Source organism: Allobosea sp. GW822-FHT05A11 (genome assembly GCF_058800455.1).
In genome coordinates, this window is sequence record NZ_JBXAMI010000006.1 from 434,510 (window position 1) to 450,053 (window position 15,544).

At 67.9% G+C, this 15,544-nt stretch carries 12 protein-coding genes; 3 read left to right on the forward strand and 9 right to left on the reverse strand.

The annotated features are described in order from the left end of the window. Positions 1 to 4: 4 nt before the first annotated feature. The 5 genes from AC1RLU_RS21840 to AC1RLU_RS21860 all read right to left on the reverse strand — a co-directional run bounded on the left by AC1RLU_RS21840 (position 5) and on the right by AC1RLU_RS21860 (position 5,692). Complete coding sequence (locus AC1RLU_RS21840; protein ID WP_492798170.1) at positions 5 to 1,048, reverse strand: amino acid ABC transporter permease; 1,044 nt, start codon at positions 1,046 to 1,048, stop codon at positions 5 to 7. Then, positions 1,045 to 2,208 carry an amino acid ABC transporter permease gene (locus tag AC1RLU_RS21845; RefSeq protein ID WP_248309208.1) on the reverse strand — a complete coding sequence of 388 codons (1,164 nt, stop codon included), beginning with the start codon at positions 2,206 to 2,208 and terminating at the stop codon, positions 1,045 to 1,047. The genes AC1RLU_RS21840 and AC1RLU_RS21845 overlap by 4 nt, the downstream gene beginning before the upstream one ends. Positions 2,209 to 2,328: 120 nt before the next feature. Continuing rightward, the gene (locus AC1RLU_RS21850; RefSeq protein ID WP_061971088.1) at positions 2,329 to 3,360 is read right to left on the reverse strand and encodes an amino acid ABC transporter substrate-binding protein; all 1,032 of its coding nucleotides are present in this window, start codon (positions 3,358 to 3,360) and stop codon (positions 2,329 to 2,331) included. A 96-nt stretch (positions 3,361 to 3,456) separates the two neighbouring features. Beyond that, positions 3,457 to 4,500, reverse strand: coding sequence for a GMP reductase (locus AC1RLU_RS21855; protein ID WP_061971090.1), 1,044 nt, complete (start codon positions 4,498 to 4,500; stop codon positions 3,457 to 3,459). A 109-nt stretch (positions 4,501 to 4,609) separates the two neighbouring features. Next, positions 4,610 to 5,692, reverse strand: a complete 1,083-nt coding sequence (locus tag AC1RLU_RS21860; protein ID WP_492798172.1) for a DMT family transporter — start codon at positions 5,690 to 5,692, stop codon at positions 4,610 to 4,612. A 290-nt stretch (positions 5,693 to 5,982) separates the two neighbouring features. Between AC1RLU_RS21860 and AC1RLU_RS21865 the strand changes: the two genes are divergently transcribed. Continuing rightward, the gene (locus tag AC1RLU_RS21865) at positions 5,983 to 7,092 is read left to right on the forward strand and encodes an AbrB family transcriptional regulator (protein WP_091857635.1); all 1,110 of its coding nucleotides are present in this window, start codon (positions 5,983 to 5,985) and stop codon (positions 7,090 to 7,092) included. Between the two features lie 57 nt (positions 7,093 to 7,149). Here the strand turns inward: AC1RLU_RS21865 and AC1RLU_RS21870 are convergent, their stop codons facing one another. Next, positions 7,150 to 8,355, reverse strand: coding sequence for a glycosyltransferase (locus tag AC1RLU_RS21870; protein ID WP_492798174.1), 1,206 nt, complete (start codon positions 8,353 to 8,355; stop codon positions 7,150 to 7,152). A gap of 134 nt (positions 8,356 to 8,489) precedes the next feature. Here AC1RLU_RS21870 and AC1RLU_RS21875 point away from each other — a divergent pair, with 134 nt between their 5' ends. Then, a complete protein-coding gene (locus tag AC1RLU_RS21875) occupies positions 8,490 to 9,539 on the forward strand; it encodes a glycosyltransferase family 2 protein (protein ID WP_492798176.1) in 1,050 nt (349 codons plus the stop codon). Positions 9,540 to 9,564: 25 nt separating this feature from the next. On the opposite strand, the gene AC1RLU_RS21880 is transcribed toward AC1RLU_RS21875, so the two are convergent. Together AC1RLU_RS21880 and AC1RLU_RS21885 are read right to left on the reverse strand one after the other, a co-directional pair. Next, positions 9,565 to 12,081 (reverse strand): exopolysaccharide transport family protein, encoded by a 2,517-nt coding sequence (locus AC1RLU_RS21880; RefSeq protein WP_492798178.1) that lies wholly within the window; start codon positions 12,079 to 12,081, stop codon positions 9,565 to 9,567. Positions 12,082 to 12,192: 111 nt separating this feature from the next. After that, positions 12,193 to 13,293: an endo-1,4-beta-xylanase gene (locus tag AC1RLU_RS21885; RefSeq protein WP_492798180.1), complete on the reverse strand. Its 1,101-nt coding sequence runs from the start codon at positions 13,291 to 13,293 to the stop codon at positions 12,193 to 12,195. 111 nt (positions 13,294 to 13,404) lie between these two features. Between AC1RLU_RS21885 and AC1RLU_RS21890 the strand changes: the two genes are divergently transcribed. Continuing rightward, complete coding sequence (locus AC1RLU_RS21890) at positions 13,405 to 14,643, forward strand: lipopolysaccharide biosynthesis protein (protein ID WP_492798182.1); 1,239 nt, start codon at positions 13,405 to 13,407, stop codon at positions 14,641 to 14,643. On the opposite strand, the gene AC1RLU_RS21895 is transcribed toward AC1RLU_RS21890, so the two are convergent. Then, entirely contained in the window at positions 14,635 to 15,537 is a 903-nt protein-coding gene (locus AC1RLU_RS21895; RefSeq protein WP_091857643.1) for a DUF6492 family protein, read from the reverse strand. The two genes, AC1RLU_RS21890 and AC1RLU_RS21895, sit on opposite strands and share 9 nt — an antisense overlap. Between the last annotated feature and the right edge of the window lie 7 nt (positions 15,538 to 15,544).

Consider the following 15,544-nt stretch of genomic DNA (forward strand, 5'->3'; position numbering starts at 1 on the left):
CTCCTCACAACCTCCGTTTCTTCTCCAGCGAGCGGCTCCAGCGCGAGAGCGCGAAGCAGATCAGCCAGTAGATCGCCCCCGAGAAGACATAAGCCTCCATGTTCATGCCGACCCAGTTGGGATCGGCAAGCGAGGCCTGGGCGATGCCGAGCAGGTCGAGGATCGAGACGACCAGCACCAGCGTCGTGTTCTTGATCAGCGCGATGAACTCGTTGGTCATCGCCGGCAGCGAGATGCGTAGAGCCTGCGGCAGCACGATCAGGCCCGTCGCCTTCCAGTAGTTGAGGCCGAGCGCGGTCGCCGCCTCGCGCTGGCCCCTGGGCAGGGCCTGCAGACCGCCGCGCACCGCTTCCGCCATATAGGCGGCGATGACGAAGCCCAGCCCGATCACGGCGCGCGCCAGCCGGTCGATGCCGATGCCGCCGGGCAGGATCAGCGGCAGCAGCAGCGACGCTAGGAAGATCACCGCGATGATCGGCACGCCGCGCCAGAACTCGATGAAGATGACGCTGATCAGCCGGATGATCCTGAGCTCCGATTGTCGGCCGAGCGCGAACAGGATGCCGAGCGGGATCGCGATCAGGCTCGCATAGATCGAGATGAACAGGGTCAGCATCAGACCGCCCCATTCGCGCGTCTCGATATCACGCAAGCCGAAACCGCCGGAGAGCAGCCAGATGCCGAGCGGCGGCAGGACGACGAGCATCGCGAGGCCGAGCTTCAGCCTGAGACGCTGCGGTGCCAGGACCACCGCCGCAATCCCCAGCACGAAGGCGATCCCGGCGATGTCGACACGCCAGCGCTGGTCGACCGGATAGAGCCCGTACATGAACTGGCCGAAGCGGGCGCGGATGAAGACCCAGCAGGCACCGCCGGGCGCGCAATCGGCCCGCGTCGAGCCGACCCAGGTCGCATCGATCACCGCCCAGCGGATCAGCGGTATCGCGATCCAGGCGATCAGCACAACCAGCACCACGCTGGTGAAGCCAGTGAAGGGCGTGCCGAACAGGCGCTCGCGCCAGAGGGAGAGGGAGGAGGTGCGGGTCATCGCGTCACCAGGGCGATGCGGGCGTTGTACCAGTTCATCAGCGCCGACACCGCGAGCCCGATGACGAGATAGACCGCGAGCGTCATGGCGATGATCTCGATCGCCTGACCGGTATTGTTGAGCGCCGAGCCCATGAACAGGCTGACCACGTCGGGATAGGCGATCGCCGCGCCGAAGGACGAGTTCTTGAGCACGTTGAGATACTGGTTGGTCAGGGGCGGGGTCATCACCCGCAGCGCCTGCGGGATGACGACGAGGCTGAGGATGCGGCCGGGACGCAGGCCCAGCGCCGAGGCCGCCTCGCTCTGGCCCTTCGCCACGGATTCGATGCCGCCGCGCACGATCTCGGCGATGAAGCCGGCGGTATAGGTGACGAGCGCGGCGAGCAGCGCGACGAATTCAGGGATCACGACGAAGCCGCCGCGATAGTTGAAGCCGCGCAGCACCGGAATGTCCCAGCGCGTGGCGAGGCTGGCCCAGGCGATCGCGAGCGCTGGCACCACCACGATCAGCCCGATGCCGATGGCGAGAAGCGGCGCGTCCTGCCCGGTGCGCTCCTTGCGGCGGCGCGCCCAGGCGCTGGCCAGCCAGTAGCAGAGCCAGGAGACCAGGACCGCCAGCGCCGCCCAGCGGAAATTGTCGGGCGCATCCGGCAGCGGAATGGTGATGCCGCGGTTGTTGAGGAAGGCGACGCCGAACAGGCCAATGCTCTGGCGCGGCTGCGGCAGGGCGGCGATGACACCGAAATACCAGAACAGCACGAAGAACAGCAGCGGGATATTGCGGACGAACTCGACATAGGCGCCGGCGATGGTCGAGAGCAGCCAGTGCGAGGACAGCCTGGCAATGCCGAGCGCGAAGCCGAGCAGCGTCGCCAGCACGATGGCGATCACGGTCACCAGCATGGTGTTGGCGACGCCAACCCAGAACAGGGCGAGGATGTTGTCGGCCTGCGTATAGTTGGTCAGGACGAAGGGCACCTCGATGCCCGAGGTGCGCCAGAGGAAGTCGAAGCCCGAGGCGATGCCGGCCTTGACCATGTTCTCCGAGGCGTTGCGCACGAAGAACACGGCGAGGCCGACGAGCAGCAGGATCAGGGCGATCTGGTAGAACCAGTCCCGGACGCGCTTGTCGTTGATGAAGGATAGGAAGCTGCTCACGACCACCTCGATCGAGGTTCGCGGACGTCATTCCCGGGCTTGACCCGGGAATCTCGTGACGCTTGGGCTGAATTCCGAGATGGCCGGGTCAAGCCCGGCCATGACGAGCCTTCACTGTTCTCACTGGAAGGGCGGGGTGAAGAGCAGGCCGCCCTTGGTCCAGAGCTGGTTCTGGCCGCGCTCCATCTTCAGGTTCGAGCCCATGCCGACGGTGCGCTCGTAGCTCTCGCCGTAGTTACCGACCTGCTTGATGACGTTGTACATCCAGTCGTTCGAGAGCCCCATCATCGCGCCGAAGCCGCCCTCGGCGCCGAGCAGGCGGCGGACTTCCGAATTCTTGGAGTTCGCCTTCATCTCGTCGACGTTCTTGGAGGTGACGCCGAGCGCCTCCGCCGCGATGGTGCCGTTCAGCACCCAGCGCACGATGAGCTGCCAGCGCTCGTCGCCCCAGCGCGTCACCGGCCCCTGCGGATCGTTCGAGATCGGCTGGGTCAGGATGATGTGCTCCTCGGGGTTCTTGAGCTTGGCGCGCTGGCCGGCGAGCGCGCCGACGCCGGCGGTATAGGCGTCGCAGCGGCCCGCGTCATAGGCGGCGATGGCGTCGTCGTTCTTCTGGAAATTGGTGATGGTGGTCTTGAGGTTGCGCTCGCGGAACCAGTCGGCGGCGTTCTTCTCCTCGGTCGAGCCGGCAGCGACGCAGACCGAGGCGCCGTCGAGATCCGCCGCCGTCTTGGCATTGGCCGACTTGCGGACGATGAAGGTCTGGCCCTCGTAGAAATTGATGCCCTGGAAGTTGAGGCCGAGCGTCGCGTTGCGCGAGAAGGTGATGGTCGAGTTGCGCGCGAGCACATCGACCTGGCCCGATTGCAGGATCGGCCAGCGCTGCTGCACCGAGGTCGGGGTGTATTTCACCTTGTTGGCATCGCCGAGCACCGCAGCAGCCAGCGCCTTGCAGTAATCGACATCGAGCCCGCTCCACTCGCCCTTGTCATTGGCGAAGGAGAAGCCGGGCAGGCCGAGATGCACGCCGCATTCGAGATTGCCGCGCGCCTTGACGGCGTCCAGCGTCGGGCTCGGCGCGAGCTGCTGCGCCTGCGCCATCGAAGTTCCCGCGGCCAGCAAAAACGCCGCTCCCAAGATTCTGATCGTCATATCCGTCTCCCCGAGGCCGTCAGCAGCCTTCTGTGTTGCAAAGCGACTATGCAACAGGAGCAAGGAAAGCGGTAGCGGCGGAAATGCCAATCCGCGTCAGTTGCCGAAGATCGTGTTGAGCTGGCTGCCGACCATGATGAAGGTCGTGCGCTTCGACATCTCCTTCAGGCGCACCGCGCCGATATAGGTCATCGCCGAGCGCACGCCGCCCATCAGTTCCTGCATCGTGCCCTCGACCGGGCCGCGATAGGGCACCTCGACGGTCTTGCCCTCGGAGGCCCGGTACTTGGCGACGCCACCGGAATACTTGTTCATCGCCGTGTCCGAGGACATGCCGTAGAAGGTCATCGCGACCGGCACCGTCTCGCCGTCGCGCTCCTCGTAGCGGATTTCGCCCTCGCATTCGTCATGGCCGGCGAGCATGCCGCCCATCATCACGAAATCGGAGCCGCCGCCATAGGCCTTGGCGACGTCGCCGGGCACGGTCAGCCCGCCATCGCCGCAGACAAAGCCCTTCAGGCCATGGGCCGCGTCCGCGCATTCGATGATGGCGGAGAGCTGGGGATAGCCGACGCCGGTCATCTTGCGGGTGGTGCAGACCGAGCCCGGCCCGATGCCGACCTTGACGATATCGGCCCCGGCGAGGATCAGCGCCTCGGTCATGTCGCCGGTGACGACATTGCCGGCCATGATCGCCGCATCCGGGAAGTCTGCGCGCGTCGCCTTGACCGTGTCGACGAATTTTTCGGTGTAGCCGTTGGCGACGTCCAGGCAGATCTTGGTGATCGGCGAGCGGGCATGGACGGCCTTGAGCTTGTCATGATCGGAATCGGTCGTGCCCAACGAATAGAAGGCATTGGCCGAGCCCGGCTCGCGGAAGAAGGCGATCAGCTCCTCGGCGCTGTAATGCTTGTGCAGGGCGACCATGGCGCCGTGCTTCAGGAGCGCACGGGCCATCGCCATGGTGCCGACGACGTCCATGTTGGCGGCGATCAGCGGAAAACCCTTCCACTCCTTGCCGGTATGGGCGAAGCGGAACGAGCGCTCGACATCGACCTCGGCGCGGCTGCCCAGCGTCGAGCGCTTCGGGCGGATCAGCACGTCGCGGAAATCGAGCTTCGGATCGTTTTCGATGCGCATGATCGGGCCTCTGGATCTCGCTGTCGCGGGGCCGAGGCCCGGCGGCCGCACGCGGAGAGGCGTGCGCCGATTCATAGCCCCTGGGGCGGGAGCGGCGCAATCCCGACGCTCAGGCCGCGGCTGGCGGCGGTGCCGTCGTGCGGGCGTTCTTGCGGATCGTATAGAGCGTCGCGCCGATGACGATAGCGGCGCCGAGCCAGGTGGTGAGCGCCGGAATCTCGGCAAAGAAGACGAAGCCGGTGAAGCTCGCCAGCAGCAGGCGGCTGAAATCGAGCGGCGCCAGCGCCGCCGCCTCGCCGACCTGATAGGCGCGGGTGATCAGCCATTGCCCGGCGGTGCCGAAGACGCTGAGCGTGATCAGCCAGAACCATTGATTGGGCGTCGGCATCTGCCACCACGCCCAGGTCGGTACCGCCAGCAGCACGATCAGCACGATGCCCTGATAGAGCAGGATCGTATCGGTGCGCTCGCTCGCGGCGAGCTTGCGGACGCTGACCGTGATGGCGGCGCCGCAGATCGCACCGGCGACAGCGAGCATGGCATAGATATCCAGGCCCTCCGAGCTCGGCCGCAGCATGATCAGCACGCCGACGAACCCGATCGCCGTCGCCGTCCAGCGCCTGATATCGACGACCTCCTTGAGAACGAGGACCGCCGCGATGGTGACGAACAGCACCTGGCTGAAACCGATGGCGGTCGCCTGGGCAAGCGGGATTTTGACGACCGCCGTGAAGCCGCACAGCATGGACAGGAGCGTGACCACGCTGCGGAAGACCTGCAGGCCGAGCCGGTCGGTATGGAGCGCCCGCCGCAGGCTGCCGGCGGCGAAGAGCAGCAGGATCGCCGTCATGATCACCTGCCGGATCAGCAGGATCTGCGCGAGCGGGATGGCCTGTCCGACATGCTTGATGCCGGCGACCATCACCGCATAGACAAGCAAGGCGGCGAGCATGAAGACCGAACCGCGCAGATTCGGGCTCGCGCCGCGCCACCAGTAGCGCAGGCGCTGCCTGCGGGTTTCCAGCCAGCCGAACCGGCCTGCCTTCACGCCACCCGATGGCTCGGCCTCGACGATCGGAACGGAGGCGGAAGACCCGGGCCCGGGAGGTGCGGAAGCCGCCGGCTCGTGCCAGGGGGCATCGCCCTCGAACCCCGGCCGACCCTGCCGGCCGGACTGCCGTTCCTCGCTCATCACCCTCAACCAGTGGTCGGCGGCCGATGGCCGGCGCGGCATTTCATCCCTTGCCGCAAATCATTGAGGAAACGCGGCAATTCGGCCAATGACAATGCGACATGGCCGCGTTGTTCCGGCCGCGCGACGCGCAGGGGCGACATACCCGGCGCGGACTGTGCAAGGCGGCGAACAGGCTCTAGGAGGAACCTCAAAGGGACCTGCCGCTTGACGCTTCGAGACCGCCCCTCTTCCCGCCTCCGGGCGGCCCTGGAAACCGACCGGCCGATCCGGCACGGCGGCATCGGCCGATGAAGGCCGTGTTCGACGATTTCCTGGACGGCCTCAAGGCGTTCGCCCCCAACCGCTTCCCCTATCGCCGTTTCGCGCTGGCGCTCGCGCTCGGCGGGCTCGGCGGCTGGCTTTTCGTGCAGGCCAAGCTGCCCCTGCCCTGGATGCTGGGCTCGATGGTGTTCTGCACCGTCACCGCGCTGGTCAACCTGCCGGTCGCCGCGCCAGCGGTGATCCGCCCGCCGATGACGGCGGTGATCGGGGTGATGCTCGGCGCCTCGTTCAAGCCGGAGGTGGTCTCGCAGATGCCGAACTGGCTGCCGACGCTCGCCGGGCTCGTGCTGTTCATGGTCGCCTGCGGGCTCTGCTGCGTCAGTTATTTCCGCCGCGTCGCCGGGTTCGACCCGGTCACCGCCTTCTTCTCGGGCATGCCCGGCGGCCTGATCGAGATGGTCACCGTCGGCGAAGAAAAGGGCGGCGATGCCCGCATCATCGCGCTGATCCATTCGGCCCGCATCCTGCTCGTGGTGATGACGCTGCCCTTCATCGTGCAATGGATCGGCGGGGTGACGCTGAGCGGCGGGCGCGTCGCCGGCCCTTCCATCACACAGACGCCGCTCGGTTCCGAGCTCTGGCTGATCGGCTGCGGCATCGCCGGCGTCATCGTCGGCCACTGGCTGCGGATGCCCGCGAAATACCTGCTCGGCCCGATGCTGGTCAGCGCGATCGTGCATGTCACCGGCCTGAGCGCCGCGATGCCGCCGTCGGAGATCGTCAATGCGGCGCAGCTCGTTCTGGGCGTGACGATCGGCTGCCGCTTCGTCGGCACGGCGCCGCGCATCATCCTGCGGGTGCTGCTGCTCTCGGTCGGCTCGACCATGATTCTGCTGGCGCTGACGCTGGGCTTCGCCTGGCTCGTCGCGCTGATGTCCGTGCACGGCCATGTCCCGCTGATCCTGGCCTATTCGCCGGGCGGCCTCGCCGAGATGAGCCTGATCGCGCTGGCGCTCCATACGGAGGTCGCCTTCGTCGCGGCCCATCACATCATCCGCGTCTTCCTGGTGATGGTCTCGGCCGGGCCGATCTTCGGCCTGATCGGCCGCCGGGACCGCAAAGCCGCAGCCGAATAGCCGCCCTTTAGCATCGGATAGATCATCGTTACCGCGTCCTATCGGACGCGCGATGATCTACGCCGCGGCAACGGCAAGCCCGCGCGCGAGCCCGTCCGCCAGCGCCAGACGCTGCCCCTCCATGAAGGCGGCGCCATCGATGCGCTGCCGATCGCCGGCACGGATCGCGGCGACGCGCTCCGTCACCGCCCGGGCGAAATCCGCCGCCGTATCGGCAGAGGTGAAGTTGGCCGGCAACGTCGTGAAGCCGCGACAGGACAGAGCGGTCGCGACCGCCGGCAGGCCGAGCTGCATCGCTTCGATCGTCTTGAGCTGCACGCCGGTACCCGCCCGGCTCGACAGGGCAATCAGCCGGCAGGAGCGCAGGAAATGCTCGGCCGAGGGCACGCGCCCGACGAGCGTCACGTTCAGCGGCGTTCGCAATTCGGGCGGCACCCGGCCGGCGACAGCGATGCGGATGTCGTCCGGCAGGAGTGGACAGACCTCCTTGAGGAACCATTCCAGGCCGATCAGGTTCGAGCCCCAGGTCCAGGTGCCGATCAGGCCGACATCGAAGGCCGGGGCCTCGCCGGGATTACCGGGTGGCGACGCGGCCGGGCTATGAGAGGAGACCAGCGGCAGGGCGCAGGATTTCTCCCGATAGGCGAGGCCGAGCGCCTGCCGGTCCTCCTCGGCCAGCGTCCAGATGAAGCGCGCCTCGTGCCAGAGCCGTCGCTCCAGCCGCTCCAGCAAGCCCGCCTCGCGCCGGTAGAGCCGGCGTAACAGCAGGCTTTCGGCATGATCGGCGTTCTGGCCGGCCGAAACATGCTCGACATTGTGCTCGACGAGGATGCAGGGCGCGAGCCGCAGCAATTCCGGAAAAGCACCCGGCAGCATGACGGAATTCAGGACCAGCGCGTCGAAAGGCCCGTGAGCCCGGACGGCCTCGACGAGGCGGCCCGCTCCGGCGAGCCTGAGCTTCGCGCAGGCAACCGGCAAGCCGAGCCGCACGGCAGCCGCCAGCCAGCGCAGCTTCTGGGCGGTGGGCACCACCGCGTTCTCGATATCGGCCTCGGCGACCACGACCGCCTGCTCCGGCTCGGCCGGAACCTCGCCGGGGCGCAGGAAGCCGATCGCCGTGACCTTGTGCCCGGCCGCGCGCAACGCCAAGAGGATCGCCGCATTGGCGATCTCGAAGCCGGTATCCGGCCGGGCGACGGGAATGAGCGAGGTCAGGAAAGCAAGACGCAAGGCGGAAAGCTCGTCGACAGGTGGTAACTCCACTCGTCTCATTGGCCGGGCAGGTCAAGCTGCGCCGTCGGCTATGATCAATAGGAGTTGGCGGGATCGGCCGCTCTTTCGGCGAAGGCGGACACCGAACCTTAAGCTGCCGCAGCCTAGCTTGCGGGCCGATGACCATGGCCAGCCAGACAGCCCAGAGCACGCCGGGAGGCGGGCCGGACCACCCCGCCGGGCCGGTCTTCGGCACGCCCGAAAGCTTCGCGGTTGTGGCCGGTTCGGCGCCAGAAGCGCTGGCGGGCGTGACGAGCGTCGTCTGCGTACCGACCTTCAAGCGTCCGGACATGCTGGAAGCGACGTTGCGCTCGCTCGCCAGCCAAAAGGGCGGACATGATTTCGCGGTGATCGTGGTCGAGAACGAGGGCATCGAGCGCGCCGGGGCGGCCCGCGCCAGTGCCCTGCTCGCGGCGGGGCTGTTCAAGGGCTTCGTTCTCGTCGAGCCGCGCCAGGGCAACTGCAAGGCCTATAACGCCGCCTGGCGCTGCGCCCTGACGCGCTTCCCGGCCCTGGAACAGATCCTCGGCATCGATGACGACGAGGAGGCGGAGCCGGGCTGGCTCGACGCCTTCGTTAAGGCCGCCCGGACCGCACCGGCAGAGCTGTTCGGCGGCTCGGTCACGCCGGTCTTCACTGACGCCTCGCGCGCCTGGTTGTCGGCGCATCCGGTGTTCCGGTCGCATTACAGCGCCTCCGGGCCGGCGCCGATGCTCTATTCGAGCGCCAATTACCTGATCCGGCGCAGCGTGCTCGAGAGGCTCGGCTTCCCCTTCCTCGACGAGAGCTTCGATTTCACCGGCGGCGGCGACACCGATTTCTTCACCCGCGCCAAGGCAGCCGGCTTCCGCTTCTGGTGGGTGCAGGAGGCGGCGCAGTGCGAGACCATGCCGGCACGGCGCAGCGAATTCGCCTGGATCCACGCGCGCGGTCTGCGCAACGGGGCGATCTCGGCGGCGATCGAGCGGCGGCAGAATCCTGGAACCGCCGGCAGGCTGCGGGTGCTGACGAAATCCCTGGCCCTGCTCGCAGCGGCGGTTCCGCGGGGGCTGGCGCTCGGCATCCGCACCGGTTCCGGGCTGATCGGGCTCTACCATGCGCAGGTCGCGATCGGCCGGTTGATGTCGGAATTCGGCGTCGCCAACGAGCAATACCGCAAGCCCGAGAAGAACTGACCCGGCTTTCGCCGCGGCAGACGCTTCAGGCCGCGTTGATCACGAGGCCGCGCAGCTTGTTCGCGTGGGGCCCGAGCGCCTTCTGCCAGCCTTCTGCCACTGCCTTGGCGGAACCAGCGTCGCGCGCGACCAGAACGATATCGTCGACCGCCTCGGCAAAGCGCCCGATCAGCCCCGCGATCGGCAGGCTGCCGCCATCGACGATCATCGGCCCGAAACGATGCGCCGCCGCGAACGGCCCGGTCCGCAGCGAGCCCTGCCCTGCCGGCGCCGGGTTTCCGGCAAGCGGCAGGAAGGTTAGGCCGGTGCCTTCGTCTTTGAGGATCGCACGCGCCAGGGCCGCACGCCCTGCCAGCACGTCGCCAAGCCCAAGCGGCGCATCGGCGGCGAAAACCGGGGTCAGGCCGTGAGCGCCGTCGCCGGCATCGACGAGCAGCGCCGGCAGACCGGACCGGGCCGCATCCAGCGCGAGATTAAGGGCGAGCGTGGTCGCCCCCGCCTGCGGCTCGACGCCGAGAACAAGGACGCGGCGGCGCTGCTCGCCCCCCGCTGCTCCGGCCAGCGCGAGGCGAATGGCCGAGACGGCCTCGGCGAAGCTGCCTTGCGGCTTGTCGATGACATCGACCAGGTGCGCCTGTCCCTGGAAGACCGAGCGCGCCTCCGCCACACCACGCCGCCAGCGGCGGTTGCGCACGGATGGGATGGTGCCCAGCGTCGGCAGGGCAGCGGGCTGGGAGGCAGGTTCGGGAGCTGCCTCGAGCACCCTCGCGGGAACGGAGCGGCGTATCGGCTCGGGAATCGGTTGGGCCACCGGCGCGGATTGGCGCGCGGCGTGCTCCGCCTGCCCACCCTGAATCGCCATGAGACGCCGCCAGCCCGCCGGCCCCAGCCCCGTGGAAGCCGCCGGCGACGACGGCTCCGGCCGCATTGCCGCGGGCTGGGGCGAGGCAGCGGCTGGCGAGGCTGACCTGGGTGCTGGCCGCGCGTCCTCGGCCGCTTCGGCGGCAACGGGGCGCGGCGCGCGGCGCCAGAACGGCTTGGCTTGCGGCGGAGGGGAGGGAGGAGCCGCGGGCGCGGGAGGCGCGGATATCGGCCGCTCCTCCGCAACCGCCTCCGCCGCGACGGGACGCGGCGCACGGCGCCAGAACGGCTTGCGGGGGCGGGTTTCTCTGCTGGCCGGAGGTCGCGGCACGGCGAACAGGGCGAGGCCGAGCGCCAGCATGGCGCCTGCGCCGCCGCCGCCGAAGGCGCCGAGCATGGCGAGCGTCCGCCGGCTCATGCCGCTCTTTTCGAGCGGCGGCATGGCCGGGCTGATGATGCGGGCATTGGTGGTATCGATGCCGCCGAGCTCGCCGGTCTCGCGGGCGCGCTTGAGGAAGGCGTCATAGATGGCACGCGAGGATTCGACCTCGCGTTCGAGCTCGCGCAACTGCACGGAGGCGCGGCCGGCGGCGTATTGCCCAGCCGTGAGCTGGTCGACGCGGCGGGCGAGCTGGCGCTCGGCCTCGACCGCGCGGTCATATTCCGCCTTGGCGGCGCGGGCGATGCGGGAGAGTTCGTCGGCGATCTGGCGGCGGGCATCGCGCACCTGCGACTGCGACGCTGCCAGTGCCGGGTGACGTGCGCCGAGCGATGAGACGAGATCCGCCTCGCGCGCCAGCGCCGCGCCGAGCTGGGCGCGCAGCGCGGTCATCGTGTTGGAGGCGACGGCTTCGGGAATCGCGCCGGCCTCGATATTGGTCGCACGCGTCGCCGTGATCTGGTCGTACTTGGCCTTGGCCTCGGTTGCGCGGGTCCGGGCCGCGACGAGCTGCGTGTTGTTGAGCGACAACTGCTCCTCGCTCAGCGAGCGGGTGCCGACACCGACGATGTTGTTGGCTTCCTTGTATTTCTCCGCCTTTTCCTCGGCGATGCGCAGACGGTTGCGCAATTCCTCCAGCCGGCCGGTCAAGGCCGTGGTCGCGCGCTGCGCCGCCTCGGATCGGACCGCCGTCTGGTCCTCCAGATAGGCTTCGGCCAGCGCATTGGCGATCTTCGCCGCCTTGTCCGGGTCCTGCGCCGTCGCGGAAATGTCGATGACGAAGGTGCGCTCGCCGCGCCGGACGCCGACCGTTCGGTCGAGCGCCGCCAGCGCGTAGAGCGTCGCTTTCGGCGACGGGCCGGTGTCAGTACCCAGCAGGCGGGAGAGGAAGCCGGCCGAGGCTCCGCCGAAATCGGGATCACGATCGAGGTTCAGCCGCTCGACAACCCGCGACTTGATGCTGTCGGAGGCGATCACCCGCGCCTGGCTTTCGAGATAGCCGGTGATCGAGGTCGGGTCGCTGCCGACGGTATTGGGCGAGACGTCGTTCTGGAGCACGCGCAGATCGCGCGGATCGATGAAGAGCTGCGCGGTCGAGACGTATTTCGGCGTCATCAGCAGCCCGGCGAGGATCGCCAGGGCAAGACCGAGCACGGCCATCAGCAGGATCAGCCCGCGCCGCGCCCAGAGCGTCCCGATAATCCAGACGGGATCAGCGAGACGGGCAAGCTGGGCAGGCATGGCAACAGCCGGCCGCTCGCGGCGGTCTTGCCCGTGGCGATCATGCCTGTCCTGTGCTTCGCTTGCAGCCGGCTCGGTTGTGAACATGACGCTACGCTTCACTGTCCCGCATCACACTGTGCCACGCCGGTAGCGTTCGAGCACGGCCATCATCGGCTTTTGCCGGTAATCGGCATCAAGCGGCAGGGGCCGGGCGCGGGCGCTGTCCTTGCGCGGGAAAGTTTCGTGAACCCATGAATAGCGGTCGGTCAGCCCCCAGGTGACGATCGCCTTCGGCCGCTTGGCCGAGACGACAGCGTCGAGGAAGGTCGAGACCAGGGCGGCGGCGGTCTTGTCGCGCTTCGCCGCGTCGGCCGGCAGCTTCCAGTCGATGACGTCGAGCTCGGTGATCTCGACATCGAGGCCGAGTTCGTCGAGATCGCGCATGAAGCGCTGCAGGCCGTCCACGTCGATGCCCTTGTCGGCATAGAGATGGGCCTGCATGCCGACGCCATGCACCGGGATGCCCTTGTCCTTCAGGCGACGGCAGATATCGAGCGCGACCTTGCGACGGGCAGCGGCGCCGGGGACCGGCTCCTCGAAATGGAAATCGTTGAGGACGAGCCGGGCTTTCGGGTCGACCCGCGCCGCGGTGCGGAAGGCGATGTCGACATGCTCCGGCCCGAGCAGGCGCTGCCAGATCGTGTCGCGCCAGGGGCCGCCCTCGGTGGGATCGTATTTGATGACCTCGTTGACCACGTCCCAGGTGGCGATCCGCCCCTTGTAGCGATCGACCACGATCTCGATGTGGTTGACGAGCTCGCGCTCGGCCTCGGCCCGCGTCGTCATCTCCCTGGCCCAGTTGGGCAGGGCCTCGCCCCAGAGCAGCGTGTGGCCGCGCAGCACCTTCCTGTTCGCCTCGGCGAAGGCGACGAGTTCGTCGGCACCGGAGAAATCGAAGCGCGGCCGGTCGTGCCGCAGCGCCTCCCATTTCAGGTCGTTCATCGGCACGATGACGTCGCAATAGCGCTTCAGCGCCTCGCGATAGCGCGCGTCCTTGCGGAAGGTGTCGATCTCCGCCGCAGAGCCGAACGGGATCGGCCGGGCGGCCGCAAGCGCGGAATCCGGTCCTCCCAGGCTGCCCGCCATCAAGCCGGCCGCGGCTCCGCGCAGCAGGTCGCGGCGCGTCGGCGACGCCTCATTCCGGTCCGTTTCGGGTTGCTGCTCAGTCAATCGGGACGCTTCCGTATCGTTTAGGGTCGTTCAACGCCTCTGGGCTAAGAGGGATTCGTCACATTGCAACGCTTGAGGCACGCGCCGGGCCAGCCGCCGCGGAAACAGGTCATGCTGCCGGATCGCGCCACCATCTTCGCCTACCTCACCATCCTGAGCGGCTCCGCCGGCCGGCTCGTGATCTCCCTTGTCTACTTCCTCATCGTTGCGAATACGTTGACCCTCGGCGAATTCGGTCTGTTCGCCACGGCGTCCTCGACCGGGCTCATCCTGTCACGGCTCTTGGCCTTCGGTTTCATCTCGCCGCTCTACCGGGTCGCCACCGTCAAGCCGCGCCTGCTCGGTGCCTATCTGTCCGGCTTCGCGGGCCTGTCCGCATTCTCGCTGCCGCTGATCACGCTGGTCGCCGGCGCCGCCTATCTGCTGCTCTTCGCGGAGCGCCTCGCACTCCTGCCCTTCGCGGCGATCATCGTCGCGGAGGTCCTGGGCTGGCGCCTCGTCGAGGTTGTGGCCATCGTCAATAACGGACTCAGGCGCTTCCGGCAGGCGGCCCTGCTCGTGATCATCGGCTCGGGCTTGCGCACGATCGCGGCCCTGCTCTTCGCCGGTTTCGGCCATGCCAGCCTCGAGATCTGGGCCTTTGCCTATTGCGGGGCGACGATGGCGAGCGCGGCTGTTGCGCTCCTCGCCTTCCTGCCGGCGGCACGCTGGCGCTTCGTGCGCAGCCTCTATCCGCGCCGCATGGCGGACGCCGTCTTCGCCGGCGCGGCCGATATCGTGTTCTACGTCCAGTCAGAACTCGACAAGCTCCTGGTGCTCGGCCTCGCCGGCGAGCGCACCGCCGGCCTCTATGCCATCGCGCTCCGGGTGATCGACCTCACCGCGATGCCGGTGCGCAGCTTCAACCAGATGCTGGTGCAGAAGATCATGCAGGAGCGTGGCGTCGGCGGCTTCAGGCGGCTTGCGGCTTACGAAGCGGGAATCGCGCTCGTCTCGGTCGCCGGGCTCGTCGCCGTCATCATCGCACTCAAGCCCTTCCCGCATTTGCTCGGCCGCAACGTCTCGGAAGCCGCCTATCTGTTCGCACCGATGCTGCTGGTCCCGGCCTTCCGCAATCTCGTCGAGTACCACGCCGAACTGCTCTACGCCCGCGAGCGCACCGGCTCGCGCATCGCTCTGTTGTGCCTGCTCACCGCGATCAAGGCCGGGTTGATCTCGGTGGTGATGACGCGGTTCCCGGAGGCCGGAAGCTGGGCCGCCTCAATGAACCTCGTCTTCGGCGTGGTCTATCTCGCCTCGGCCGGCTTCACCTACACGCTGCTGGCGCAGGGTCGCAGGCCGCTACGCTGAGGCCTGCCGCTCGAACAGGGCGCGGATGCGATCGAGCGGCTCGCCGATGAAGGACTGGATGCCGATGGCGACCTGCCAGGGTTCCAGAACCTCCTCGAAGGAGGCGAGCCGATCCATCCCGGCGACATCCTCGCTGAACCAGTAGACCTTGCAGAGCTCGCGCGCGTCCGGCCAGTGGCCGGCGGCCTCGAGCCCCAGCACGCGTTCGACGAAATAGCCGTAGATCACATATTCCGAGAACTGCCGCTCGCGCGCGATGGCGGAGACCCAGTCGCGCCCGCTGACGCTCTCGACATGGTCGAGCAGGGCCAGCACATGGTCGCGGCGCCAGCTCACCAGATTGTTGATGTAGTCCGGGCTCGGGAACGATGGCGCATCGAGCCCGAGCAGGGCGCTGGCATGGTTACACCAGGGGATGTGGCGCGCCATGTCGGCCGTGATCGCATCCGGCTTGCGATAGAGCCGGATCGCACCGTCATCCGACAAGCTGGTCAGGTCGAAGGGCCGCACGAACAGCATGTCGGAATCGGCGAAGAGGATGACGTCTTCGGCGCAGGTTTTTGCGACCGCGAATTTCCTGAGCTGCTGGGCATGCCAGCCGCGCAGCGGCGGGATGCCGCGCGCCAGCGCCTGAAACCCGGTCCAGAGCCGGCGCGTGCCGAAGCTCAGCGGATCGGGCCGCGATTGCAGCCAGCCCGGCAATAATTGCGATTCCGGCAGGATGCGGCGACGCGGCCCTTCGAGATCCCGAAACAGCGGGACGTCGCGGTCCTCGATCAGAAGATAATGGACCGCATGGCCGGTGACGAAGCGATCGATGCTGGCGCAGAGCAGCCGGCAACGCTCGATATCGCCCCTGTAGCTCGGCGTCGCCAGGGCAAAAGTTTCATTCAATTGGTTG

What these genes read in the sequence shown, in the direction of transcription:
- AC1RLU_RS21840 (WP_492798170.1), bottom strand. Translation starts at nt 1,048, where the DNA reads ATGACCCGCACCTCCTCCCTCTCCCTCTGGCGCGAGCGCCTGTTCGGC.
- AC1RLU_RS21850 (WP_061971088.1), bottom strand. Translation starts at nt 3,360, where the DNA reads ATGACGATCAGAATCTTGGGAGCGGCGTTTTTGCTGGCCGCGGGAACT.
- AC1RLU_RS21855 (WP_061971090.1), bottom strand. Translation starts at nt 4,500, where the DNA reads ATGCGCATCGAAAACGATCCGAAGCTCGATTTCCGCGACGTGCTGATC.
- AC1RLU_RS21860 (WP_492798172.1), bottom strand. Translation starts at nt 5,692, where the DNA reads ATGAGCGAGGAACGGCAGTCCGGCCGGCAGGGTCGGCCGGGGTTCGAG.
- AC1RLU_RS21865 (WP_091857635.1), top strand. Translation starts at nt 5,983, where the DNA reads ATGAAGGCCGTGTTCGACGATTTCCTGGACGGCCTCAAGGCGTTCGCC.
- AC1RLU_RS21875 (WP_492798176.1), top strand. Translation starts at nt 8,490, where the DNA reads ATGGCCAGCCAGACAGCCCAGAGCACGCCGGGAGGCGGGCCGGACCAC.
- AC1RLU_RS21880 (WP_492798178.1), bottom strand. Translation starts at nt 12,081, where the DNA reads ATGCCTGCCCAGCTTGCCCGTCTCGCTGATCCCGTCTGGATTATCGGG.
- AC1RLU_RS21890 (WP_492798182.1), top strand. Translation starts at nt 13,405, where the DNA reads ATGCTGCCGGATCGCGCCACCATCTTCGCCTACCTCACCATCCTGAGC.